The organism is Streptomyces sp. NPDC021080 (assembly GCF_044333225.1).
GTDB lineage: Bacteria > Actinomycetota > Actinomycetes > Streptomycetales > Streptomycetaceae > Streptomyces.
The window spans coordinates 54,801-75,696 of sequence record NZ_JBIRQM010000006.1; the positions used below are offsets into that span (position 1 = coordinate 54,801).

Annotated in this window: 19 protein-coding genes and 1 pseudogene; 11 read left to right on the forward strand and 9 right to left on the reverse strand. The window is 70.5% G+C overall.

Annotation, left to right across the window (positions count from 1 at the left end):
* The first annotated feature begins 196 nt into the window (after nucleotides 1-196).
* The 3 genes from ACH4S8_RS16020 (at nucleotide 197) to ACH4S8_RS16030 (ending at nucleotide 2,984) form a co-directional block, all read left to right on the forward strand.
* Complete coding sequence (locus ACH4S8_RS16020) at nucleotides 197-1,132, forward strand: cellulose-binding protein (protein WP_398394213.1); 936 nt, start codon at nucleotides 197-199, stop codon at nucleotides 1,130-1,132.
* A gap of 95 nt (nucleotides 1,133-1,227) precedes the next feature.
* Nucleotides 1,228-2,214 (forward strand): ABC transporter ATP-binding protein, encoded by a 987-nt coding sequence (locus ACH4S8_RS16025; protein ID WP_398394215.1) that lies wholly within the window; start codon nucleotides 1,228-1,230, stop codon nucleotides 2,212-2,214.
* A gap of 2 nt (nucleotides 2,215-2,216) precedes the next feature.
* Nucleotides 2,217-2,984, forward strand: a complete 768-nt coding sequence (locus ACH4S8_RS16030; protein ID WP_398394217.1) for an ABC transporter permease — start codon at nucleotides 2,217-2,219, stop codon at nucleotides 2,982-2,984.
* Here the strand turns inward: ACH4S8_RS16030 and ACH4S8_RS16035 are convergent.
* On the reverse strand, nucleotides 2,965-3,963 hold the full coding sequence (locus tag ACH4S8_RS16035) for a hypothetical protein (RefSeq protein ID WP_398394219.1): 999 nt from the start codon (nucleotides 3,961-3,963) through the stop codon (nucleotides 2,965-2,967). The two genes, ACH4S8_RS16030 and ACH4S8_RS16035, sit on opposite strands and share 20 nt — an antisense overlap.
* 173 nt (nucleotides 3,964-4,136) lie before the next feature.
* Here ACH4S8_RS16035 and ACH4S8_RS16040 point away from each other — a divergent pair, with 173 nt between their 5' ends.
* The 3 genes from ACH4S8_RS16040 (at nucleotide 4,137) to ACH4S8_RS16050 (ending at nucleotide 7,419) form a co-directional block, all read left to right on the forward strand.
* Nucleotides 4,137-5,075 carry a hypothetical protein gene (locus tag ACH4S8_RS16040; protein ID WP_398394221.1) on the forward strand — a complete coding sequence of 313 codons (939 nt, stop codon included), beginning with the start codon at nucleotides 4,137-4,139 and terminating at the stop codon, nucleotides 5,073-5,075.
* A gap of 227 nt (nucleotides 5,076-5,302) precedes the next feature.
* On the forward strand, nucleotides 5,303-6,577 hold the full coding sequence (locus ACH4S8_RS16045) for an ABC transporter ATP-binding protein (RefSeq protein WP_398394223.1): 1,275 nt from the start codon (nucleotides 5,303-5,305) through the stop codon (nucleotides 6,575-6,577).
* Entirely contained in the window at nucleotides 6,574-7,419 is an 846-nt protein-coding gene (locus ACH4S8_RS16050; protein WP_398394225.1) for an ABC transporter permease, read from the forward strand. The genes ACH4S8_RS16045 and ACH4S8_RS16050 overlap by 4 nt, the downstream gene beginning before the upstream one ends.
* Before the next feature lie 61 nt (nucleotides 7,420-7,480).
* Here the strand turns inward: ACH4S8_RS16050 and ACH4S8_RS16055 are convergent, their stop codons facing one another.
* Nucleotides 7,481-7,813 carry an ATP/GTP-binding protein gene (locus ACH4S8_RS16055; RefSeq protein ID WP_398394228.1) on the reverse strand — a complete coding sequence of 111 codons (333 nt, stop codon included), beginning with the start codon at nucleotides 7,811-7,813 and terminating at the stop codon, nucleotides 7,481-7,483.
* 253 nt (nucleotides 7,814-8,066) lie between these two features.
* Here ACH4S8_RS16055 and ACH4S8_RS16060 point away from each other — a divergent pair, with 253 nt between their 5' ends.
* Nucleotides 8,067-9,095 (forward strand): LLM class flavin-dependent oxidoreductase, encoded by a 1,029-nt coding sequence (locus ACH4S8_RS16060; RefSeq protein ID WP_398394230.1) that lies wholly within the window; start codon nucleotides 8,067-8,069, stop codon nucleotides 9,093-9,095.
* Between the two features lie 104 nt (nucleotides 9,096-9,199).
* Here ACH4S8_RS16060 and ACH4S8_RS16065 read toward each other — a convergent pair whose 3' ends face one another.
* Nucleotides 9,200-9,592 (reverse strand): SCO5389 family protein, encoded by a 393-nt coding sequence (locus ACH4S8_RS16065; protein ID WP_398394232.1) that lies wholly within the window; start codon nucleotides 9,590-9,592, stop codon nucleotides 9,200-9,202.
* Between the two features lie 364 nt (nucleotides 9,593-9,956).
* Here ACH4S8_RS16065 and nucS point away from each other — a divergent pair, with 364 nt between their 5' ends.
* Nucleotides 9,957-10,628: an endonuclease NucS gene (gene nucS / locus ACH4S8_RS16070; RefSeq protein WP_398394234.1), complete on the forward strand. Its 672-nt coding sequence runs from the start codon at nucleotides 9,957-9,959 to the stop codon at nucleotides 10,626-10,628.
* A 111-nt stretch (nucleotides 10,629-10,739) separates the two neighbouring features.
* Here nucS and ACH4S8_RS16075 read toward each other — a convergent pair whose 3' ends face one another.
* The 5 genes and pseudogenes from ACH4S8_RS16075 to ACH4S8_RS16095 form a co-directional block, all read right to left on the reverse strand.
* Nucleotides 10,740-13,241, reverse strand: coding sequence for an ATP-binding protein (locus ACH4S8_RS16075; protein WP_398394236.1), 2,502 nt, complete (start codon nucleotides 13,239-13,241; stop codon nucleotides 10,740-10,742).
* A gap of 267 nt (nucleotides 13,242-13,508) precedes the next feature.
* A complete protein-coding gene (locus ACH4S8_RS16080) occupies nucleotides 13,509-13,832 on the reverse strand; it encodes an STAS domain-containing protein (protein ID WP_398394238.1) in 324 nt (107 codons plus the stop codon).
* Between the two features lie 215 nt (nucleotides 13,833-14,047).
* Complete coding sequence (locus ACH4S8_RS16085; protein WP_398394241.1) at nucleotides 14,048-14,896, reverse strand: 3-hydroxyacyl-CoA dehydrogenase family protein; 849 nt, start codon at nucleotides 14,894-14,896, stop codon at nucleotides 14,048-14,050.
* A gap of 115 nt (nucleotides 14,897-15,011) precedes the next feature.
* Nucleotides 15,012-15,536 (reverse strand): annotated as a pseudogene (locus tag ACH4S8_RS16090) (TetR/AcrR family transcriptional regulator); the annotation flags it as partial.
* Nucleotides 15,537-15,574: 38 nt separating this feature from the next.
* Nucleotides 15,575-16,855, reverse strand: coding sequence for an RNA-guided endonuclease InsQ/TnpB family protein (locus tag ACH4S8_RS16095; protein ID WP_398394243.1), 1,281 nt, complete (start codon nucleotides 16,853-16,855; stop codon nucleotides 15,575-15,577).
* Nucleotides 16,856-16,881: 26 nt separating this feature from the next.
* Between ACH4S8_RS16095 and tnpA the strand changes: the two genes are divergently transcribed.
* The 3 genes from tnpA to ACH4S8_RS16110 all read left to right on the forward strand — a co-directional run bounded on the left by tnpA (nucleotide 16,882) and on the right by ACH4S8_RS16110 (nucleotide 20,303).
* Entirely contained in the window at nucleotides 16,882-17,310 is a 429-nt protein-coding gene (gene tnpA / locus ACH4S8_RS16100) for an IS200/IS605 family transposase (RefSeq protein WP_398394245.1), read from the forward strand.
* A 220-nt stretch (nucleotides 17,311-17,530) separates the two neighbouring features.
* The gene (locus ACH4S8_RS16105) at nucleotides 17,531-18,103 is read left to right on the forward strand and encodes a cob(I)yrinic acid a,c-diamide adenosyltransferase (protein WP_103550959.1); all 573 of its coding nucleotides are present in this window, start codon (nucleotides 17,531-17,533) and stop codon (nucleotides 18,101-18,103) included.
* A 370-nt stretch (nucleotides 18,104-18,473) separates the two neighbouring features.
* Nucleotides 18,474-20,303 carry a glycosyl hydrolase family 18 protein gene (locus ACH4S8_RS16110; protein ID WP_398394247.1) on the forward strand — a complete coding sequence of 610 codons (1,830 nt, stop codon included), beginning with the start codon at nucleotides 18,474-18,476 and terminating at the stop codon, nucleotides 20,301-20,303.
* A gap of 131 nt (nucleotides 20,304-20,434) precedes the next feature.
* Here the strand turns inward: ACH4S8_RS16110 and ACH4S8_RS16115 are convergent, their stop codons facing one another.
* Nucleotides 20,435-20,881, reverse strand: coding sequence for a DUF2550 domain-containing protein (locus tag ACH4S8_RS16115; protein WP_398394249.1), 447 nt, complete (start codon nucleotides 20,879-20,881; stop codon nucleotides 20,435-20,437).
* Nucleotides 20,882-20,896: the final 15 nt, after the last annotated feature.

Below are 20,896 nucleotides of genomic sequence, written 5' to 3' on the forward strand. Positions count from 1 at the left end.
GTGGCCGGCTGCGGCCGGAAGCACGCATTACGTGTTTTGTGGGAGGTTTGTCACAGGTTCTGGCAAGCCTTCCCATAGCCTGCCACCCAAAAGGAGTGTCATTCTCCAGATCAAACACGTATCCGCTCGATGACACACCGCATTGCCCCCTAGGATTCCCCCTATCACCTCACCGGTCTCATTCGACAGGATCCCCATGAGCGACACTTCCCCCTACGGCTTCGAGCTTGTGCGGCGTGGATACGACCGCGCGCAGGTGGACGAACGCATCTCGAAGCTCGTCTCCGACCGCGACAGCGCTCTGGCCCGTATCACCGCACTCGAAAAGCGCATCGAGGAACTCCATCTCGAAACGCAGAACGCCCAGGCCCAGGTGAGCGACGCCGAGCCGTCGTACGCCGGTCTCGGCGCCCGCGTCGAGAAGATCCTCCGCCTCGCCGAGGAGGAGGCCAAGGACCTGCGCGAGGAGGCCCGTCGCGCGTCCGAGCAGCACCGCGAGCTCGCCGAGTCGGCGGCCCAGCAGGTGCGCAACGACGCCGAGTCGTTCGCCGCGGACCGCAAGGCCAAGGCGGAGGACGAGGGCGTCCGGATCGTCGAGAAGGCCAAGAGCGAGGCCTCGCAGCTGCGCTCCGAGGCGCAGAAGGACGCGGCGTCCAAGCGCGAGGAGGCGGACGCCCTCTTCGAGGAGACCCGTGCCAAGGCCGCCCAGGCCGCCGCCGATTTCGAGACGAACCTCGCCAAGCGCCGCGAGCAGTCCGAGCGCGACCTGGCCTCGCGCCAGGCCAAGGCCGAGAAGCGCCTCGCGGAGATCGAGCACCGCGCGGAGCAGCTCCGCCTGGAGGCCGAGAAGCTGCGCACGGACGCCGAGCGCCGCGCCCGCCAGACGGTGGAGACGGCTCAGCGCCAGGCCGAGGACATCGTGGCCGACGCGAACGCCAAGGCCGACCGCATCCGCTCGGAGTCCGAGCGTGAGCTGGCCGCCCTCACCAACCGCCGCGACTCGATCAACGCGCAGCTCACGAACGTCCGCGAGATGCTCGCGACGCTCACGGGCGCCGCGGTGGCCGCCGCCACCGGTCCGGCCGAGGACGAGCCGATCTCCCGCGGGGTTCCGGCGCAGCAGTCCCGGTAACCGCACGGCACGACGACGAGGCCCGCTCCCTCCCCCGAGGGTGCGGGCCTCGTCGTCGGGTGGCAGGCTCCCGGGGGCCGTCCTAGCGTGGCCGCATGATCGAGCTCGAGGGGCTGACGAAGCGGTACGGCGAGAAGGTGGCGGTCAACAACCTCACCTTCACCGTCAGACCGGGCATCGTCACCGGCTTCCTCGGTCCCAACGGCGCGGGGAAGTCCACGACGATGCGGATGATGCTCGGGCTCGACCGTCCCACCGCGGGCGACGTACGGATCGACGGACAGCACTACGACCGGCTGAAGGACCCCCTGAAGTACATCGGCGCCCTGCTGGACGCCCAGGCCATGCACGGTGGCCGCAGCGCCTTCAACCATCTGCTGTGCCTCGCCCAGAGCAACGGCATCCCGCGGGCGCGGGTGCACGAGGTGCTGGACACCGTGGGCCTCACGGCGGTCGCGCGCAAGAAGGCGAAGGGGTTCTCGCTGGGCATGGGCCAGCGGCTCGGCATCGCGGGGGCGCTGCTGGGCGATCCGCGGATCCTGATGTTCGACGAGCCGGTCAACGGCCTCGACCCCGAGGGCATCCACTGGATCCGCAATCTGATGAAGTCCCTCGCCTCCCAGGGCCGCACGGTCTTCGTCTCCTCCCACCTCATGAGCGAGATGGCGCTGACCGCCGACCACCTCGTCGTCATCGGCCAGGGCAGGCTGCTCGCCGACACCTCGATGGCCGACTTCATCCGGCAGAACTCGCGCAGTTACGTCCGGGTCCGTTCCCCGCAGCGCGAGCGGCTGCTCGACGCGCTGAAGGGCGCGAGCATCACCGTCGTCCAGACGGGCAGCGGGGCGCTGGAGGTGGACGACGGACAGCCGGAGCACATCGGGGAGCTGGCCGCGCGGCACCAGATCGTGCTGCACGAGCTGAGCCCCCAGCAGGCCTCCCTGGAGGAGGCGTTCATGCGGCTGACCGCGGAGTCGGTGGAGTACCACGCGCACACCGAGGCCCCGGAAGGGGACCTCGCGCCGGTCCCGCCGGATACGGCCCCCGCCCCGCGGTGGGGCGGCGACTGGAAGAAGGGCTGAGCATGGCGGCCATCCAGGTCCTCAGGTCGGAGTGGACCAAGATCCGGTCTGTGTCGTCCACGGTGTGGACCCTGAGTCTCGCGGCGGTCGTCACGATCGCGCTGGGCCTGCTCATCTCGCTCGTCTCCAAGAACGAGTGGGACAACATGAGCGCGAACGACCGGCTGACGTTCGACCCGACGTTCATCAGCTTCGCGGGCATGACCCTCGGCCAGCTCGCGATGATCGTGTTCGGGGTGCTGGTCGTCGGCAACGAGTACAGCACGGGCATGATCCGCACCTCGCTCTCGGCGGTGCCCCAGCGCGGCACGTTCCTCTTCAGCAAGATCGCGGTGGCGGCCGGCCTCGCCCTGGCCGTCGGCATGATCACCAGCTTCGCCACGTTCTTCGTGGGCCAGGCGGCGCTCGGCGCGCACCGGACGTCGATCAGCGATCCGGGGGTGCTGCGCGCGGTGATCGGCGGGGGCCTCTACATGACGCTCATCACCGTGTTCTCGATGGGGGTCGCGGCGATGCTGCGCTCTCCGATGCTCTCGCTCGGCATCCTGATGCCGTTCTTCTTCCTGATCTCCAACATCCTGGGCGCCGTGTCCGCGACCAAGAAGGTCGGCCGCTACCTCCCGGACCAGGCCGGCAGCAGGATCCTGCGGGTGGTGACCCCGCTCGACGACACCCCCTACGGTCCCTGGGGCGGCCTCGGCATCATGCTGCTGTGGGTGGCCGCGGCCCTGATCGGCGGCTACGCGCTGCTCAAGAAGCGGGACGCGTAGGGCGGCCGGGGGGCTCGCCGCCGTCCGGGCCGGGGTGGATCAGCCCGTCGAAGTCGGACCATCCCTCCCACTGCCACACGTCCTTGCCGAGGTCGGGCTGGAGCGGCACGAACCGGCCGAGCTCGAAGTCCCCGCCGTCCAGGTCGAACCAGCGCTCGTCGGCGACCTCGGTGCCGAGTCCGACGGTCCGCGCGGTCAGCCGGACGAGGAGTTTCACCCCGGACGATCCGGACAGGTCCTTGCCCTGGATCCGGTGGAACGGCAGTCCGGTCACCGGCGCCTCGACCGGTATCCAGACCGTGAAGGGCGCCCCCCTCTCGACGGCGAGCCAGCTCCGCTCGTCGGCCGGCTCGCCCTGGGCGTCCAGGACCTTCAGCCACTGCTTGTAGATGACGAGGCTGCCGTCGTGCGGGGAACGCTCCAGGTAGCGCAGATGGGCGCGGGCCCGCAGGTCGACGACCGAGAGGTTGTCGAAGCGGTTGTAGAAACGGACGGCGATGACGGCGTCGTCGCTGTCCGCGTGCCGCCGCGAGTAGCCGGGGAAGTCGGCGGTCCAGGCGTGCGAGACGCTGGCCCGGCGCCGCCAGACGAAGGGCCGCAGCGCGAACAGCTTGATCAGGACGATGCCGAGGAGCACCGCCGGTGCCAGGGCGCCGGTCACCGAGGCGAGCGTGGCGAGCAGCTGGTGCGGGGTGCTGTCCGGTTCGGGGTCGAGGTTGTCGGTGCCGACACAGGCCCGCAGCACTCCGAGACTGAGGTCGAGGAGCCGCTCCCCGTTCGAGAACCGCTCCGCCATGGACCGCGGCGAGTTCTCGGTCAGCGTCCACGCCGTCGCCACGAGGACCGAGAGTCCGGCCAGCGCGCCCAGCGCCATCAGCAGCAGGGCGTGGACGGTGCGCCCCGCGATCCACCAGCGAACGGAGGTACGAAAACGCGGATGCGCCGGCCTCCGGCCCGATCGCCCCGCCGCGCGTCTCATCAGCCCCAACTCGCTTCCCCCGCAACTCACTTGGTGACGACTCGTACAATCGGGACGGCATCATTCCCGGTGCCGGTTCAGGCCAACCGCGCTCAGCCGGGGAGACCGGGTCCCGCGCCGGGTACACCTCGGGTGAAGGCCCAGGTTCATCTCGCGTGAAAGGCTGTGCCCGCATGCGCGCGACACCACCCCCGGAGGGCGTCACCGTGACGGCGAAGGACCGAAGCCTGAAGGACCGAAGCCTGGAGGCACTGGGCCTGAGCGACGTGCCCGCGAAGAAACCCCTCACCTATCCCGGCCGGCCCACCACCGAGCCGTCCCTGCTGACCGGCGGCGAGCTGCTCCAGCTGGACGTGCGGCCGCTGCGGCTCGGCGAGTGGTACGTGGAGGAGCGCCAGGAGCAGCAGCGTCTCGACGAGGCCCTCGCCGACCTGGGGCAGGTGGGCACCGGGCTGCGCCATCCGGTCATCGCGGTCGGCTCGAACGCCTCCCCCGGGCAAGTCGCCCACAAGCTGACCCGGCTGGACATCCCGGCGACGGTGCCGATGGTCCCGGTGCGGGTGCGCGGCATCGGCGTGGGCTGCTCCGGGCACATCAGTCCGGCGGGTTACGTGGCCGGGACACCGTACGTGGACCGGACCGCCGAGACGACGCTCGTGGTCACCTGGCTGGACTCGACGCAGCTGAAAGCCGTCGACGACACCGAGTTCCCCGACTACCGGCGGGCGATACTCCCCGGCGACGCGTTCACGATGACGATGCCCTCCGGGGAACGGCTCGGCGGCGCGTACATCTACTTCAGCGCGCACGGCGTGCTCGCCGATCCCGGGACCGGGCGGCCCCGCCCCGGCGGCGGCGACCAGTCCGAGCTGCTCGCCGCCCTGCTGGCCTGTTCCGGGCGTCTGCGCGACCTGCTCGGACCGGACCCCGCGGCCTGGGTGCGCCGGGCGGGTGCCGACCGGTCGCTGCGCGAGGCGGGCACGCTGGTCTTCGGCGAGGAGGGCTGGGTGCTGCCGCAGACCGACTTCCTGCCCTACCTCGACGAATCGACGGAGCTGCGGCTGTACGACGACCTTCCGCCGCTGGACGATTCCCTGCCGGAGCGCCCCTGACATTTCCCGTCGACGGGCCGGACGGCGAATTCCCTTTCCCGGCCGATCAAGAAAGACGGGTACCTGACAGAACAGACGCACGAAACGTCGCCCTCTCCTGGATCTTTCACCGTCCGATGGCCACGATTTTACTTTCCCTTGAGTGGAACCGTCGGCGCCCGGATATCCTCCTTACCCTTACGGGGGCGTGCGCCCCGAGGTCCTGAACCTTTCGATGGGTGCGGAGAATGATCGAGGCAGTCGGCCTGACGAAGCGCTACGGCGCCAAGACAGCCGTGTACAACCTTTCCTTCCAGGTCCGGCCGGGTGCCGTCACCGGATTCCTCGGGCCCAACGGCTCGGGCAAGTCGACGACGATGCGGATGATCCTCGGCCTCGACAACCCGACCTCCGGGCAGGTGACGATCGGCGGCTTCCCCTACCGCAGGCTGCCGAACGCACCCCGCCAGGTCGGCGCGCTCCTCGACGCCAAGGCCGTCCACGGCGGCCGGAGCGCCCGCAACCACCTGCTGAGCCTGGCCCAGCTGTCGGGCATCCCGGCCCGCCGCGTGGACGAGGTGCTCGGGGTCGTGGGCCTCCAGGACGTGGCCAAAAAGCGCTCCAAGGGCTTCTCGCTCGGCATGGGCCAGCGCCTCGGCATCGCCGCCGCGCTCCTCGGCGACCCCCAGGTGCTCCTCTTCGACGAGCCGGTCAACGGCCTCGACCCCGAGGGCATCCTGTGGGTCCGCAACCTGATGAAGTCGCTGGCCTCCGAGGGCCGTACGGTCTTCGTCTCCTCGCACCTCATGAGCGAGATGGCGCTGACCGCCGACCACCTCATCGTGATCGGCCGCGGCCAGCTCCTGGCCGACCAGAGCATCAAGGACTTCATCTCGCACAACTCGGCCGACTTCGCCCGGGTGCGCACCCCCGACACCGAGCCGCAGCAGCGCGAGAAGCTGACCGCCGCGCTGACCGAGGCCGGCGGCCAGGTGCTGCCCGAGCAGGACGGCGCGCTGCGCGTCACCGGCCTGCCGCTCCCCCGGATCAGCGACCTCGCGCACTCCGCCGACGTCCGCCTGTGGGAGCTGTCGCCGCACCAGGCCTCGCTGGAGGAGGCGTACATGCGGATGACGCAGGGCGCCGTCGACTACCGCTCGACCATCGACCAGAAGGCGGGGCTCCAGCAGCAGCTGCCGCCGGGCGCCATGCCGCCGCCGCAGATGCCGGTGGCGGGCCAGGGCCAGCCCGGCTGGTACGCGCCGCTGCCGCCGCAGCAGGGCGGGCAGCCCTTCGCCATGCCGCAGGCCGGGCCCTACGGCGCTCCTCCGGCCCCCGCCGCCCCTGGCCCCTACGGCGCTCCGGCCGCCCCCGGCGCCCAGGATGTCAATCCGTACGCCCAGGCCCCCGCGAGCCCGGCGGCGCCCGCACCGGCTCCCGCAGCCGCGCCCGAAGCCACACCCGAGTCCGCGCCGACGCCCGCGCCCGCCGCCGACCTGACCAAGCCCGAGGACGCCCGATGAGCACGCCCCAGCCCCCGATGCCGCAGCAGACCGCCGCTGCCCCCGACTGGCAGGCGGCGCCCGGCACTTCGTACACCTCGCCGATCCCCGTCACCCGCACCCACCTCGGGCACGCGCTCAACTCCGAGTGGACGAAGATCAAGTCGGTGCGCTCCACGATGTGGACGCTCGGCACCTTCCTGCTCCTGGTGGTCGGCATCGGATTCCTGGTCGCCACGCAGACCACGAACGAGGACTTCGGGGACGTCCCGTTCACGGTCCCCGCGTTCATCGGCCTGCTGCTCGGACAGATCTGCATGCTCACGCTGGGCGTGCTGGTGGTCTCCTCCGAGTACGGCACGGGCATGATCCGTACGACGTTCACGGCCTCGCCGCAGCGGCACCGGGTGCTCGCCGCCAAGATGATCATCTTCTTCGCGGTCGCGTTCACCGTCTCGGTCTGCGCGATCGGGCTCGTCGGCCTGTTCACCGCGAGCCTGCACAGCGGCGGCTCGTCCACCCCGTGGGGCGGCACCGTCTTCATGGGCGCGCTCTACGTCTCGCTGCTCGGCACGCTCTCGCTCGCCGTGGGGTCGATGCTGCGCCACTCGGCGGGCGCGATCACCACGATGCTCGGCGTCGTGCTGCTGCCCTCGATCCTGCCCGCGTTCCTGATGATGTCCGACACCCTGCGGACGATCGGCGAGAAGATGGAGAAGTACGCCGCCATCTCCACCCTCGCCACGGTCTTCCGGACGGGCCCCGACGACGGCAACGGCAGCGCCCAGCTCGGCCTGCTCGCCGGGGTCACGGCGGCGGCCGTCGCCGCCGCCTTCGTGCTCCTGGAGCGCCGGGACGTGTGACGCCCGCGCCCGCCGGACGGCCCGGGGCCGTCCGGCGCGAGGCCGGACCGGTCGAAGTCGCCTAGAACCTGGGCGCGTTACGGGACCGCTGCACCCGCGAGGTGCGGCGGTCCTTCGCGTTCCAGCAGGCCTTGTGCCAGTGCCGCCGCTCGTCGACGCCCGAGTGCTCCGGCCAGGCCACCACGTGCGGCACCCCGGAGGGGATCAACTGGTCGCAGCCGGGACAGCGGTAGGTCTTGCCCTGCGCGCTCGCGCCCGCCACATGACGCACGCTCCACTCCTCGCCCTGCCAGCTCTCGGTGGACTGCCAGCCGCCGTAGCGGTCCGACGAGTCCTCCTCGTGGCTCCTGCCGGACGAGCCGGCGTCCTTCGGACGGTTGCGACGCGGGGACAAGGGACACCTCACGGAGCTATACAGGGAGCAGGGGCCGGCTCCAGCCTACGCGGGACGCGCACGGGTACACGTACTCCGCCAACCCGCACAGATCTCCCACCGGACCGTCCTCGGACGGCCCTCGGACGTCTTCGGACAGCCCAATTCCCAGACAATCCGCAAATCTCTCCGCAAGGCCGTGTCTTCGGCACGTGTCAGGCGGTTATGCCGGGTGGGGGAGCTCCGTGTCGGAGCCGAGGAAGCAGGAAGTTCGATGCACGTTGGAAGCTTTGTACTGGCCGCCCAGTTCCCTGGACAGGGTCAGGGAGAGGCCCTGCACCGCGCCACGCGGTCGGCCGAGGTCGCCGAGGAGGCCGGGCTGGACACGGTCTGGCTGGCCGAACACCACTTCGTGCCGTACGGGACATGCCCGTCGGCCATCACACTCGCCGCGTATCTGCTCGGCCGCACCGAGCGGATCCGGATCGGCACCGCGGTCAGCGTGCTGCCCACCGTCCACCCCGTGGCGCTCGGCGAACAGGCCGCCCTGCTGCACCTGACGTCCGGCGGGCGCCTCTCGCTGGGGGTCGGCCGCGGCGGCCCCTGGGTCGACCTGGAGGTCTTCGGCGCGGGTCTCGCGGCGTACGAACACGGGTTCCCCGAGTCACTCGATCTGCTGATTCGCTGGTTGCGCGAACCGTCCGTCGCCGGCACCTCCGGACGCTTCCCGTTCCGTGAAGTCCCGGTCGTGCCCCGCCCGTCGGAGGCGCTGAGCGGCGCTCCGGGGCCCGAGGTCGTCGTGGCGTGCACCTCGCCCGCGAGCGTCCGGCTCGCCGCCGAACGCGGGCTGCCGATGCTTCTGGGCATGCACGTCGGGGACGAGGAGAAGGCCGAAATGGTCGCGCTGTGGCGGCGGCACGCGCGCGCGGCGGGCCGCCCCACGGACGAGATCCTGGGCGCCGCCCATGTCTCCGCAGGCGTCTGCCAGATCGCGGACCGCCGGACCGACGCCGTCGAGACGCTCGTCAAGGCGATGCCGGGCTGGCTGAAGCAGGGACTGGACGCCCACGTGACGGTCGACGGCCGCGCCCGCTCGATGCGGGACCCGGTGGCGTACACCGAACTGCTCTGCGGGCTGCACCCGGTGGGCACCCCACGACTGTGCGCCGACCGGCTCGCGGCGACCTCGGAGCGGACCGGCATCGGGCGCTTCGCCCTGCTCGTCGAGGGTTCGGGCGACCTGGCGGCGACCGAGGAGAACGTGCGGCGGCTCGGGGCCGAGGTACTGCCCCAGCTCAGGTGACCGCACGGGGCCGGGCCCGGCGGTCCGGACGCGCGGGGAGCTTGCCGCCCCAGTACCAATGCACCTCCCGCGTACGGAGCGGCAAGCAATGCGGCATCAGTGCGTCAGCAGTCCCTGAACTCAGGGGACTGGTTGAGCAGCTGACTGCGTACCGAGGTGAAGCGTGCCAGTGTGTCGTCCACCGAGTCGTCCAGTGGGAACACCGCCACCCGGTGGCAGTTCTGGAAGGCCAGCCGCACTCCGAAGTGCCGCTGCAGCGCGCCGCGTATCGCGTCACTCGCGAGCGCACGCAGCAGCTGGCCACGTGCCTGCTCGTCCGGCGGAGGCGTCTGGTTGTCGGCGAAGTTGCCGCCGTCCACCTTCAGCTGGGCCACCAGGGAGCTGATCATCTCCCACGCGTAGGGCAGGGAGGTCCGGACGCAGTCGACGAAGTCAGCTTCATCGACCTCGCCTCGCTCGGCCTGTTGGAGTAGGGCCGGTGAGACGTCGAGCGACATGGGTACTCCTCTCGCACCCCCACACATCGGGGGTTGCCGGACAGGGACGGGGATCGCGATATCGAACACGCTGAGTACAGGTATCGCGACCTCCCGTTCATACGGTAAGCATCGGCAGGTAACGACACCAGGAGAATGGGCACATAGCGAACGCCCCGTACGCCGACAATCGGCCACGACGGAACGGGGAACCTTCGGGATCAATGGGATGACCCGCGGAAACGCCGCCCGCGCCGGCCAGGGAGACCCGAGGGGTCAAAAGGGGCGAACCGTGACTTCCTCCTCCGGTCCGGGCGCGGAGGGCGGCCGGGGTCCGGGGACGGGAATCGCGTGCACCGCCGCCGGTCGAGTAGCGTTGCCGACCATGCGTCTCGTCATTGCCCGCTGTTCCGTGGACTACGCGGGCCGGCTCACCGCCCATCTCCCGTCGGCCCCCCGCCTGATCCTCGTGAAGGCGGACGGCAGCGTCTCGATCCACGCGGACGACCGGGCCTACAAGCCCCTCAACTGGATGTCGCCGCCCTGCACACTGAAGGAGGGGTCCGGCGACGACGAAGGTGTCTGGACCGTCATCAACAAGGCGGGCGAGAAGCTCATCATCACCATGGAGGAGATCCTCCACGACTCCTCGCACGAACTCGGCGTGGACCCCGGCCTGATCAAGGACGGTGTGGAAGCGCACCTCCAGGAGCTGCTCGCCGACCGCATCGAGACCCTCGGCGAGGGCTACTCGCTGATCCGCCGTGAGTACATGACGGCCATCGGTCCGGTCGACATCCTGTGCCGGGACGCCGCGGGGCAGACCGTCGCCGTGGAGATCAAGCGCCGCGGCGAGATCGACGGCGTGGAGCAACTGACGCGCTATCTGGAGCTGTTGAACCGCGATCCGCACCTCGCGCCGGTCCGCGGCATCTTCGCGGCCCAGGAGATCAAGCCGCAGGCCCGCGTTCTCGCCACCGACCGCGGCATCGGCTGCACGGTCCTGGACTACGACGCCCTGCGCGGCATCGAGGACGACAAGCTGCGGCTGTTCTGACCCCCTCGGGTTCGTATACGGCAGAGGGCCGGGTCCGTCATCGGACCCGGCCCTCTGCTCACTGCTCTGCTCGTCTTCCGTGCGGTCCGGCCGTACGTCCGGACCGCACGGTCAGATCACCGTGCCGCTCGGCGACGTCGTGGCGGAGCCCGTGCCCGCCGGGGTGCCGCCGGGCACCGGACCGCTCGCGGAGTCGGTGGTGGCCGGGCTCGACGACGTGCTGGCCGACGGCGACGGGGACGGCGAGGTGCTCGTGGAGGACGTCGACGGCGAGGGGTTCGGGGGCGACGAGGACGGCCGGTGCGTGGGCCGGTGCGTGGGTGACGCGGAGGGCGACTTCGACGGCTTGCTCGTACCGGTGCGCGTCCCGCTCGGGTCGGCGGACGGCTGCCTGCTCACCGTGGCCGTCGGCGACGGCGTCGTGGGGTCGTCCGAGGTGCCGTACGTGCCGTCGGGGCCCGGGTCGGTGGGGGAGGCCACGACGCTGGGAGAGGAGTCGTCGCCCTTCTTCGGCGTGTCCGCGCTCAGGCTGTCGTCCTGGGCGTCCTGCGTGGCGGACGGGTTGACGCCGGCCTTCTCGGGCGGGGTCTCGTTGTTGTGCTGCGAGGTCGCGCCGAGGGTCACCACGGTCCCGAGGACGGCCACGAGGAGCGCGCCCGCGCCCGCGGCCACCAGATTGCGCCGGGTGCCGGAGACCAGCCGCCCCGCGACGCTCCGCGGCTTGGCCCCGGGGGTGCCGGGGCCGCCCGGGTGGCCGAGCAACGTGACGGTGTCGCCCGACGGGTCGGTGCGGGGGAAGGCCGCCGGGACGCCGCCGGGAGGCGACATCGACTCCTCGTGGCGCGCGTCGGGTATCTCCTCGCCCGCCGGGGTGCGCCCGCCGGTGAGCTGCAGGGTTCCGGAGCGGTCGGTGACCAGCGCGAGGGCGCGGCGGCCGGCGGTGGTGCCGCGCTTGTCGGCGAGCTCGCCGCGCATGGCGACGGAGGCCTCCAGCTCGGCGCGGGCCCGGTCCAGCTGGTGGCCGCAGAGCGCGAGGACACCCAACTCGTGGTGGAAGTAGGCCTGTTCCCCGATGTCGCCGGCCAGTTCGGAGGCCTCGACACCGAGGCGCAGGACGCGCTCCCAGGCGCTCCAGTGCAGCCCCGAGGCGAAGGCCGCCGCGGCCTTGCGGGCGAGCTGGACGGAGACGGCGTCCTCGTCCTCCTCGTCCAGCGGGGCGGTGGTGACCGGGACCAGCACGTCCAGGGCGGCGAGCACCGCGTCGGCCTCGGCGCAGACCCGCTCCGGGGTGACCGAGGGGTGCCCGGCCCACCAGCTGTAGTGCCGGGCGGCGGCCAACGCGCTGTCCTGGAGGGTGTCCGCGTATCCGGAGGCCTCCAGCTGGGCCTGCACTCCGGCGGCGAGCCGGTAGCGGGGGCCGACCGGGGAGACCAGAGCGCAGTCCGCGAGTTCGGCGAGCGCGGCGTCGGCGTGGGTGTCGCCCACGAGTGCGGGCAGATGGGCCTGGTGGGGCACCTCGCCACCGAGCGCGACGGCGAAACGCAGGGTGGCGCGGGCCGATTCGCTGAGCCGGGAGGCGAGCAGCGCGGCGGGCGCGGCGCCTTCGGCGAGGGAGGGCAGCGGCAGCTCCTGGCCGTCGCCGGCCTCGAAGTGCACGTCGGCGGGGGCTTCCTGGAAGACCCCGTAGTCGTCGAAGGCCTCCTCGCCGGCCCGCTGCCGGTCGCGCTGCCGCAGCAGCGCTCCGGCCTGGATGAAGCGCAGGGGCAGCCCCTCGGACTCGAACCAGAGGTCGCCCGCCCAGTTCGACTCGTCCTCGGTCAGGACGCGTCCGACGGCGCGCTCCAGCAGTTCGAGGCCGCCGCTGCGGTCGAGGCCGCCGAGGACGACCTCGTCGAGTTCGGCGTGGGCGGACGGGGCCGGCGCGTCGGGGGCCGCGGCGATCGCGAAGGCGCACTCGGGGGTGGCGTCGAGCAGCATGTCGAGGGCGCTGCCGCCGATCTCCGCGTCGTCGAGGACGACGACCGCTCCGATCTCACGGACGAGCAGGAGCAGGTCGTCGTGGTCCGGGCGGTAAAGGGGGGCTTCGTAGACGGCGGCGAAGAGGTCGTACAGCACGTCGCTCGCGGTGCGGCCGTAGCCGGAGAGGCGCACGACTCCGTCGGGGGCGAGGTCCGCGCAGTCGTCGGCGACGGCGTCCAGCAGGACGGTGCGGCCCGATCCCGAGGGGCCGGTGAGCCGTACCGAGCGCCCGCGCGCGAGGAGGCGTACGAGTTGCTCGCGCTCCTCGTCGCGTTCGAGGAGGGGCAGCCGGGGCCGGGTCGGGCCGGGCGGAGCGGGGGGCGCCACCGCGCGGGCCAGCTCGGCACGGGCGGCGGCGCTGTGCCGGACCGGCGGCTGCGGCCGCTCGTGCGGCGGGCAGTTCTCGATCTCGCTGCCGTCGACGGGGTTGACGGTGAGGGCGAATTCGCCCGTGACGAGCCTGACCGTGCGGACGGGCGCGGGTTTGTGCTGTCCGAGGTCGGCTGCGAGCGGGTCGCGCGGCGGGCGCGGACGAGACACCTGGCCGTCGTCCTCCTGGCCGTACTCCTCGGATCCCCGGTCGATCGGGTCCATGTTCCAAGCCCCCCAAAAGCGTCGTGTGCCGATGCCCTCCCGGCCTGGCTGCACAGCGCTTCGTCGCTTCTGGTCCGGTGCCCGCTCGTAGGGTTTCGGTCGGCGGGCAGCCGAACCCTAAACCTTCGCACAGTATCTACGAACAGGCGGGGTACCGCGCCGTCCGAACCGTCACAGCTTCATGAGGATTGTGCATGTGGCACGCCGAATGCGCCGGTCGGGGCGCGTACGCGGTCGCGCACGCGGAGCACAGGGGGCGCGCCCGGGTCACACGCGGGGCAGGGACTCGACCCCGATGCCGCCCTCGATCGCCAGGATCCGGTGCAGCCGGGTGGCCACCAGCAGGCGCTGCATCTGCGCCGGCACGCCGCGCAGCACGAGCCGTCGGCCGCACCTCCCGGCACGTCGGTGGGCCCCCATGATGACGCCGAGCCCGGTGGCGTCCCAGGAGTCCAGCTCGGACAGGTCCAGCACGAGATCGCCGGCTCCGTCGTCGACGGCCGAGTGCAGGACCGTACGGGCGTCCGCCGCGCTGCGTACGTCGAGGCGGCCCCCGACGACCAGTTCGGTGTGGTCGCCCCTGATGTACATATGCGCTCCCCGAGAATGCGTCTCGTAACTCCGCGTGTGTCTGTTTCCGCGTCTTCGCGTCTGCATGTTGTGCATGGTCTGACTGCCTGAGGGCCGTGGAGGTTGCCGTCTGTAAGCGAACCGATACCGAATTCACCTCATGGGGTGACATCCGGGAGGCGCGCACGGCGTCCGCGGCACATGCGGCGACCGGGTCCCGGTCGCCGCATGATCGTTCAGTGCTTGTAGAAGCCCTGCCCGCTCTTGCGCCCGATGTCACCGGCGTCAACCATCCGGCGCATCAGCTCCGGCGGGGCGAACTTCTCGTCCTGGGTCTCGGTGTAGATGTTGCCGGTGGCGTGCAGCAGGATGTCGACGCCCGTGAGGTCGGCGGTGGCCAGCGGGCCCATGGCGTGACCGAAGCCCAGCCGGCAGGCGAGGTCGATGTCCTCGGCGGTGGCCACGCCCGACTCGTACAGCTTCGTCGCCTCGACGACGAGGGCCGAGATGAGGCGGGTGGTGACGAAGCCGGCGACGTCACGGTTGACGACGATGCAGGTCTTGCCGACGGACTCGCTGAACTCCCGTGCGGTGGCGAGCGTTTCGTCGCTGGTCTTGTAGCCGCGGACCAGCTCGACGAGCTGCATCATCGGCACCGGCGAGAAGAAGTGCACGCCGACGACCCGCTCCGGGCGCTCCGTGGCCGCCGCGATCTTGGTGATCGGGATCGCGGAGGTGTTGGAGGCGAGCACGGTGTCGGGGCGCACGATCTTGTCGAGAGCCTGGAAGATCTCGTGCTTGACCTCGAGCTTCTCGAAGACCGCCTCGATGACGATGTCCGCGTCGGCGGCGGCGTCCAGGTCCGTGGTCGCCGTGATGCGCGCGAGGGCCGCGTCCGCGTCCGCGGCTTCGAGCTTGCCCTTGCTCACGAACTTGTCGTACGAGGCCTTGATGCCGTCGAGGCCGCGGTTCAGCGCCTCGTCGGTGACATCGCGCAGAACGACGTCCCAGCCCGCCTGCGCGGAGACCTGGGCGATACCGGACCCCATCAGTCCGGCTCCGATGACGGCAAGCTTCCCAGCCACTCAGACTCCCTTAACACGCTGCTTGTGTATGCCTCTTCGGCGGAGAGTAGCGTTCGGAAGGGGGTGTGAAACCCGTAAGTAACGCGTGTCACGGTCTCAGGGCGTGAGACACCCGTCACGTCCGGTCCGGGGTGTCACCGGGCCCGGGTCGTCCGTCCGCCCGTACGGCGTAACCGCGGACCTTCGGGCTCAGCAACTCCTCGATGTCGTCGAGGAGGACGAGGACCTCGCGCGACACCTCGTCCGGGGCACGGCCCGCCCTCATCTCGCGGGCGATGACCGCCGCGACGGTCTGGTGCGCCCAGTTGATCTGGCCGGCGACGAGGCCGGGCAGCGGGTCCCCGGGCGGTGCGCCGGTCTCCTCGCGCAGGGCCTCCTCCAGGTTCTCCAGCGTCTCCTGGCCGATCGCCCAGAGCCGCGAGCGCAGCGCGGGCGCCTCGTCGACGACCTGAAGGAAACGGGCGACGCCCGCCGCCAGGCCGATCCGGGGCGAGACCGCCTCCACCTCCTCGCGCAGCTCGCGCAGGACGGCGTCCGCGGCCGACTCGCCCTTCGCACGGCCGCGCACCCAGCGGGCGAGGCTGTCGACCACGCCCGCGGAGCGGTCGAGGAAGAGGTCCTCCTTGGCCGGGAAGTAGTTTTGAAGTGCTCTCCCGAATGAGGCCGGGAGATTCCTGCTTACCTTGCGGCAGCGGGCTTGACGCGCTTCGCGCGCCTGACGACTGCCCTCCCGGCAGCCGGGACGAGCGCGAGGCCCATCCGGTACAGGTGCAGGATGTTCCGGGCCGCATTGTGGTCGGCGTTGCCCAACCAGCCGCAGTCCGAGTTCTTGCACACGAACACGGCCTGGCCCTCCCGGCTCCCGGGCGTGATCAAGCCGCACGCGGAACAACGCCGGGATGTGTTGGGGGCCGGGACCTTGTGCAGAGTGCCGCCATGCCTGGTGGTCTTGTACGCCAGCATGGTGACCGTACGGCCCCACGCTTCCCCGCTGATGGAGCGGTTCAGCCCGGACTTCTGGGCCACATTCTTCCCCGGCTCCTCGACGGTGCCCTTGGCAGACTTGACCATGTTCGTGATGGCGAGTGCCTCGACCACGACGGTGCCGTACTGCCTGGCGATGACGGTGGTCGTACGGTGCTGCCAGTCCAGGGCCCGGCGCTTGGCTTTCGCGCGAAGTCCCGCGATCTGGTCATAGGTGCGGTGCAGCCGACGGCTGCTGTGCTCGCCGGGTTTGCGGTGCTGCTTACGCTGGGCGGCGCGCTGCTCCAGGTGCAGGAGCCTGGCCTTCTCCTTGGCGGTCAGCCACTCGCCGTGCTCGTAGGTTTCGCCATCGGAGAGGGCGATGGGCACGTTGATCCCGACGTCGATGCCGACTTCGGGGCCGGTGTGGGGTTCGGGCTTGATCTCAAGGGTCTGGACGCGGAAGGCGATGTGCCATCCGAGCGCGTCTTTGACCAGCCGGGCCCCGGTGATCCGGTTCTCCGCGCCTGCGTGCTTGCCTACCGGCAGGTCTTTGGTCCAGCGGAAACGGACCCGGCCCACCTTGGGAATATTGGCCATGCCCCAGCGTCGGTGCACGCGGACGATGCTCAGGTCACGGCCCTGTGGAACGTCCACCGACATCACCGTGCGCAGCCGGCCCTTGAAGTTCGGCGTGTCTGCCCGCCCGTCCCAGCAGTTCTTCCAAGCCTGGAAGTACGTCTTCAGCACCGCTTGCGCGGCCTGGGCGGGCAGGACGGCGAGGAAATCAATGTCCTTGCGGGCCTGACGGATCGCGGCGTCCGCATTCGCCAGGGTCCGCTTTTCCTTCGGCATCATCTGCCACCACGCGTGGAGAAGATTCCACAGCGCGCGGGCGGCGTGCGCCTGGGCATCCGCCGTACGGGCCCCGGCAGGCGACAGCGCAAGCCGGGCACGGTGCCCGAACTGCCGCCTCCCCAGACCGCACTCACTCACGGTAGCGACTCTACTACAGTTGGTTTATGTCGCCGCGCTGGAATCCGAATCCTGACGTACGCACCGGACGTCACGTCGTCCACAACCTGCACGTTCACTTGGTTTTTGTCACGAAGTACCGGCGGAAGGCATTCACCGACGCCATGCTGACCCGCACCGAAGAGATCATGCAGGAGGTCTGCGCCGACTTCGAGGCCGAGCTGAAACAGTTCGACGGCGAACAGGACCACGTCCACCTGCTCGTGCACTACCCGCCCAAAGTCCAGCTCTCCAAGCTGGTCAACTCCCTCAAAGGCGTCAGCTCGCGCAGACTCCGCCAGGAGTACGACGCACATGTCCGCCGGTACCTGTGGGGCGGACACTTCTGGTCCGGCTCCTACTTCGCCGGATCATGCGGCGGTGCACCGCTCACCGCCATCCGCCAGTACATCGAGAACCAACAGCGACCCACCTGACCGTCACCACCCAGCCGCAGAGAACTCCGGCGCCTCGCGCCTCCACGACAAGGATGCACCTCACCCCCACCCTGGACGACGGAGCACTGCGCATGATCAGAGATAGACGGGTGTTCACGGAGACGTTCGCAGCGTCCACGACCCCTCGCCTTCGCCGCGCTCCCCGTGACAGTGGGCACACGGGCGTTCCGCAGAGCCGGAGCGTAACTAGGCTGGTCCCATGGTCAATCTGACGCGCATCTACACCAGGACCGGCGACCAGGGCACCACCGCCCTCGGGGACATGAGCAGGGTCGCCAAGACCGATCTGCGGATCTCGGCGTACGCCGACGCCAACGAGGCGAACGCGGTGATCGGGACGGCGATCGCGCTGGGCGGTCTGGAGGACGAGGTCGTCCAGGTCCTCACCCGCGTCCAGAACGACCTGTTCGACGTCGGCGCGGATCTGTCGACGCCGGTGGTCGAGGACCCGAAGTTCCCGCCGCTGCGGGTCGAGCAGTTCTACGTCGACCGACTGGAGGCGGACTGCGACCTGTTCAACGAGCGGCTGGAGAAGCTCCGCTCGTTCATCCTGCCCGGCGGCACCGCCGGCGCGGCGCTGCTGCACCAGGCGTGCACGGTCGTACGCCGGGCCGAGCGCTCGACCTGGGCGGCGCTGGAGGTCCACGGCGAGGCGATGAACCCGCTCACCGCCACCTACCTCAACCGGCTCTCGGACCTGCTGTTCATCCTGGCCCGCACGGCGAACAAGGACACCGGCGACGTGCTGTGGGTCCCCGGCGGAGAGCGCTGAGCAACTCCCGCCGCACCCACCGCACCGCCAAACCGCCGCACCGCCGCACCGGACGAAGGGCGTCTGCGCCGGGCTCGAAGGTCACTTCGGGCCCGCTGCCGCAGGCGCCCTTCGCCGTCCCCGCCATCCCCTCCGGCGGACCACGGACGAAGACGCGAAAGGCCCACGTCAACCGCCTGCCGGATCGTCAGAACCGCCCGACCGCCGTCAATGCACGCCCCGCTCATGGGAGTTGAGACTCCATCACGAGAGCGAAACAGTGGTCCAGACCTATTGACCTGTGGTCCAGACCTTCCTATTCTCACGGCACCGTGGGCGTGAAGGCTCAGTCACGCCCCTTCCTCCCCCAACTCCCCCGAGGAGGCGCGGAATGCGCTTCAGACAACGAGCGACGGCAGGGCTGGCCACCCTGCTGCTCCCCCTGGCCGGCCTGGTCGGCCTCGCGAGCCCCGCCCACGCCGCCGACAGCGCGACCGCCACGTACGCCAAGACCCAGGACTGGGGCACGGGCTTCGAAGGCAAGTGGACCGTCAAGAACACCGGTACCACCGCGATCAGTTCGTGGACGATCCAGTGGGACTTCCCCTCCGGGACCTCCGTCACCTCGGCCTGGGACGCGGACGTCACCAGCTCCGGAAACCACTGGACCGCCAAGAACAAGTCCTACAACGGCAGCCTCGCCGCGGGCGCCTCCGTCTCCTTCGGCTTCAACGGGGCGGGCTCCGGATCGCCGTCCAACTGCACGCTGAACGGCGGCAGTTGTGATGGCGGCACCACCGTCCCCGGCGACAGCGCGCCCTCCGCGCCGGGCACCCCCACCGCCTCCTCGATCACCGACACCTCGGTGAAGCTCTCCTGGAGCGCGGCCACCGACGACAAGGGCGTCAAGAACTACGACGTCCTGCGCGGCGGCACCAAGGTCGCGACCGTGACGACGACCTCGTACACGGACACCGGCCTGACCGCCGGCAACGACTACTCGTACAGCGTCCAGGCCCGTGACACCGCCGACCAGACCGGTCCGGTCAGCGGCGCGGTCGCCGTCCACACCACCGGCGGCACCACCGACCCGCCCCCGGCCACCGGCGGCAAGGTCAAGCTCGGCTACTTCACCGAGTGGGGCATCTACGGCCGCAACTACAACGTCAAGAACCTGGTGACGTCGGGCTCGGCCGCCAAGATCACGCACATCAACTACGCCTTCGGCAACGTCACCAACGGCCAGTGCGCGATCGGTGACTCGTACGCCGACTACGACAAGGCCTTCACCGCCGACCAGTCGGTCAGCGGCGTCGCCGACACCTGGGACCAGCCGCTGCGCGGCAACTTCAACCAGCTGCGCGAGCTGAAGGCCAAGTACCCGAACCTCAAGGTCCTCTGGTCCTTCGGCGGCTGGACCTGGTCCGGCGGCTTCGCCCAGGCGGCCGCCAACCCGACCGCGTTCGCGAACTCCTGCTACAACCTCGTGAAGGACCCCCGCTGGGCCGATGTCTTCGACGGCATCGACATCGACTGGGAGTACCCGAACGCCTGCGGTCTGTCCTGTGACACCAGCGGTGCCGCGGCCTACAAGAACCTGATGCAGGCCCTGCGCGCCAAGTTCGGCTCGAACAACCTGGTCACCGCGGCCACCACGGCCGACGGCACCTCCGGCGGCAAGATCGACGCCGCCGACTACGCGGGCGCCTCCCAGTACGTCGACTGGTACAACGTGATGTCGTACGACTTCTTCGGAGCGTTCAACGCCCAGGGTCCGACCGCCCCGCACTCCCCGCTCACCTCGTACAGCGGCATCCCGACGCCTGGCTTCACCACGGCCGACGCGATCGCCAAGTTCAAGGCGAAGGGCGTGCCCGCGAGCAAGCTGCTCATCGGCATCGGCTTCTACGGCCGCGGCTGGACCGGGGTCACCCAGGCCGCACCCGGCGGCACGGCGACCGGCCCCGCCGCCGGTACGTACGAGCAGGGCATCGAGGACTACAAGGTCCTCAAGACGTCCTGCCCCTCCACGGGCCTCGTCGCCGGCACGGCGTACGCCTACTGCGGCAACAACTGGTGGTCGTACGACACCCCCGCCACCATCGGGACGAAGATGTCGTGGGCCAAGAGCCAGGGCCTGGGCGGCGCCTTCTTCTGGGAGTTCAGCGGCGACACCGGCAACGGTGAACTCGTCGGCGCCATCAACAGTGGCCTGAGCTGATCACCGGACCGGACACCGGTCCACAGCGCACCAAAAAACCGCGGGCAGACCTCAGGGTCTGTCCGCGGTTCGCCGTTCGGGGGCCTCAGGCGACGTCCACCCTCCCCCACCCAACGGGGCCCTGAACGCCGCTACGCGACGTTCACCCGTTGTCCCGGAGGGGCCGCCTCCAGCCAGGCGAGGAATCCGGTCAGCGCGTCCTCGCTCATCGCCAGCTCCAGCCGCGTCCCGCGGTGCAGACAGGCCAGGATGATCGCGTCGGAGAGCAGCGCGAGCTCCTCCTCGCCCTCGGCGGCACGACGGCCGGCCACCTCGATCGACGAACGTTCGAGAAGGCGGCGCGGGCGGGGGGCGTACGAGAAGACGCGGTACCACTCGACCCGGTCGCCGTTGTAGCGGGCCACGCCGTAGCTCCAGCCCTTGCCGCTGAGGTCACCCTTCTCGGGGACGTCCCAGCGCAGGCTGCAGTCGAACGTTCCGCCCGAGCGCTGGATGAGCCGGCGGCGGAGGCCGAAGACGAACAGCCCCACCACCACGAGCGCCACTACCACTCCGCACACAGTCAGAGCGAGGACCATCGACACCGACCTCCT

Coding starts and splice junctions, on each gene's coding strand:
- ACH4S8_RS16020 (WP_398394213.1), top strand. CDS start 197: ATGAGCGACACTTCCCCCTACGGCTTCGAGCTTGTGCGGCGTGGATAC.
- ACH4S8_RS16045 (WP_398394223.1), top strand. CDS start 5,303: ATGATCGAGGCAGTCGGCCTGACGAAGCGCTACGGCGCCAAGACAGCC.
- ACH4S8_RS16105 (WP_103550959.1), top strand. CDS start 17,531: ATGGTCAATCTGACGCGCATCTACACCAGGACCGGCGACCAGGGCACC.
- tnpA (WP_398394245.1), top strand. CDS start 16,882: ATGTCGCCGCGCTGGAATCCGAATCCTGACGTACGCACCGGACGTCAC.
- ACH4S8_RS16025 (WP_398394215.1), top strand. CDS start 1,228: ATGATCGAGCTCGAGGGGCTGACGAAGCGGTACGGCGAGAAGGTGGCG.
- ACH4S8_RS16080 (WP_398394238.1), bottom strand. CDS start 13,832: ATGTACATCAGGGGCGACCACACCGAACTGGTCGTCGGGGGCCGCCTC.
- nucS (WP_398394234.1), top strand. CDS start 9,957: ATGCGTCTCGTCATTGCCCGCTGTTCCGTGGACTACGCGGGCCGGCTC.
- ACH4S8_RS16035 (WP_398394219.1), bottom strand. CDS start 3,963: ATGAGACGCGCGGCGGGGCGATCGGGCCGGAGGCCGGCGCATCCGCGT.
- ACH4S8_RS16110 (WP_398394247.1), top strand. CDS start 18,474: ATGCGCTTCAGACAACGAGCGACGGCAGGGCTGGCCACCCTGCTGCTC.
- ACH4S8_RS16040 (WP_398394221.1), top strand. CDS start 4,137: ATGCGCGCGACACCACCCCCGGAGGGCGTCACCGTGACGGCGAAGGAC.
- ACH4S8_RS16115 (WP_398394249.1), bottom strand. CDS start 20,881: ATGGTCCTCGCTCTGACTGTGTGCGGAGTGGTAGTGGCGCTCGTGGTG.
- ACH4S8_RS16060 (WP_398394230.1), top strand. CDS start 8,067: ATGCACGTTGGAAGCTTTGTACTGGCCGCCCAGTTCCCTGGACAGGGT.
- ACH4S8_RS16065 (WP_398394232.1), bottom strand. CDS start 9,592: ATGTCGCTCGACGTCTCACCGGCCCTACTCCAACAGGCCGAGCGAGGC.
- ACH4S8_RS16075 (WP_398394236.1), bottom strand. CDS start 13,241: ATGGACCCGATCGACCGGGGATCCGAGGAGTACGGCCAGGAGGACGAC.
- ACH4S8_RS16030 (WP_398394217.1), top strand. CDS start 2,217: ATGGCGGCCATCCAGGTCCTCAGGTCGGAGTGGACCAAGATCCGGTCT.
- ACH4S8_RS16050 (WP_398394225.1), top strand. CDS start 6,574: ATGAGCACGCCCCAGCCCCCGATGCCGCAGCAGACCGCCGCTGCCCCC.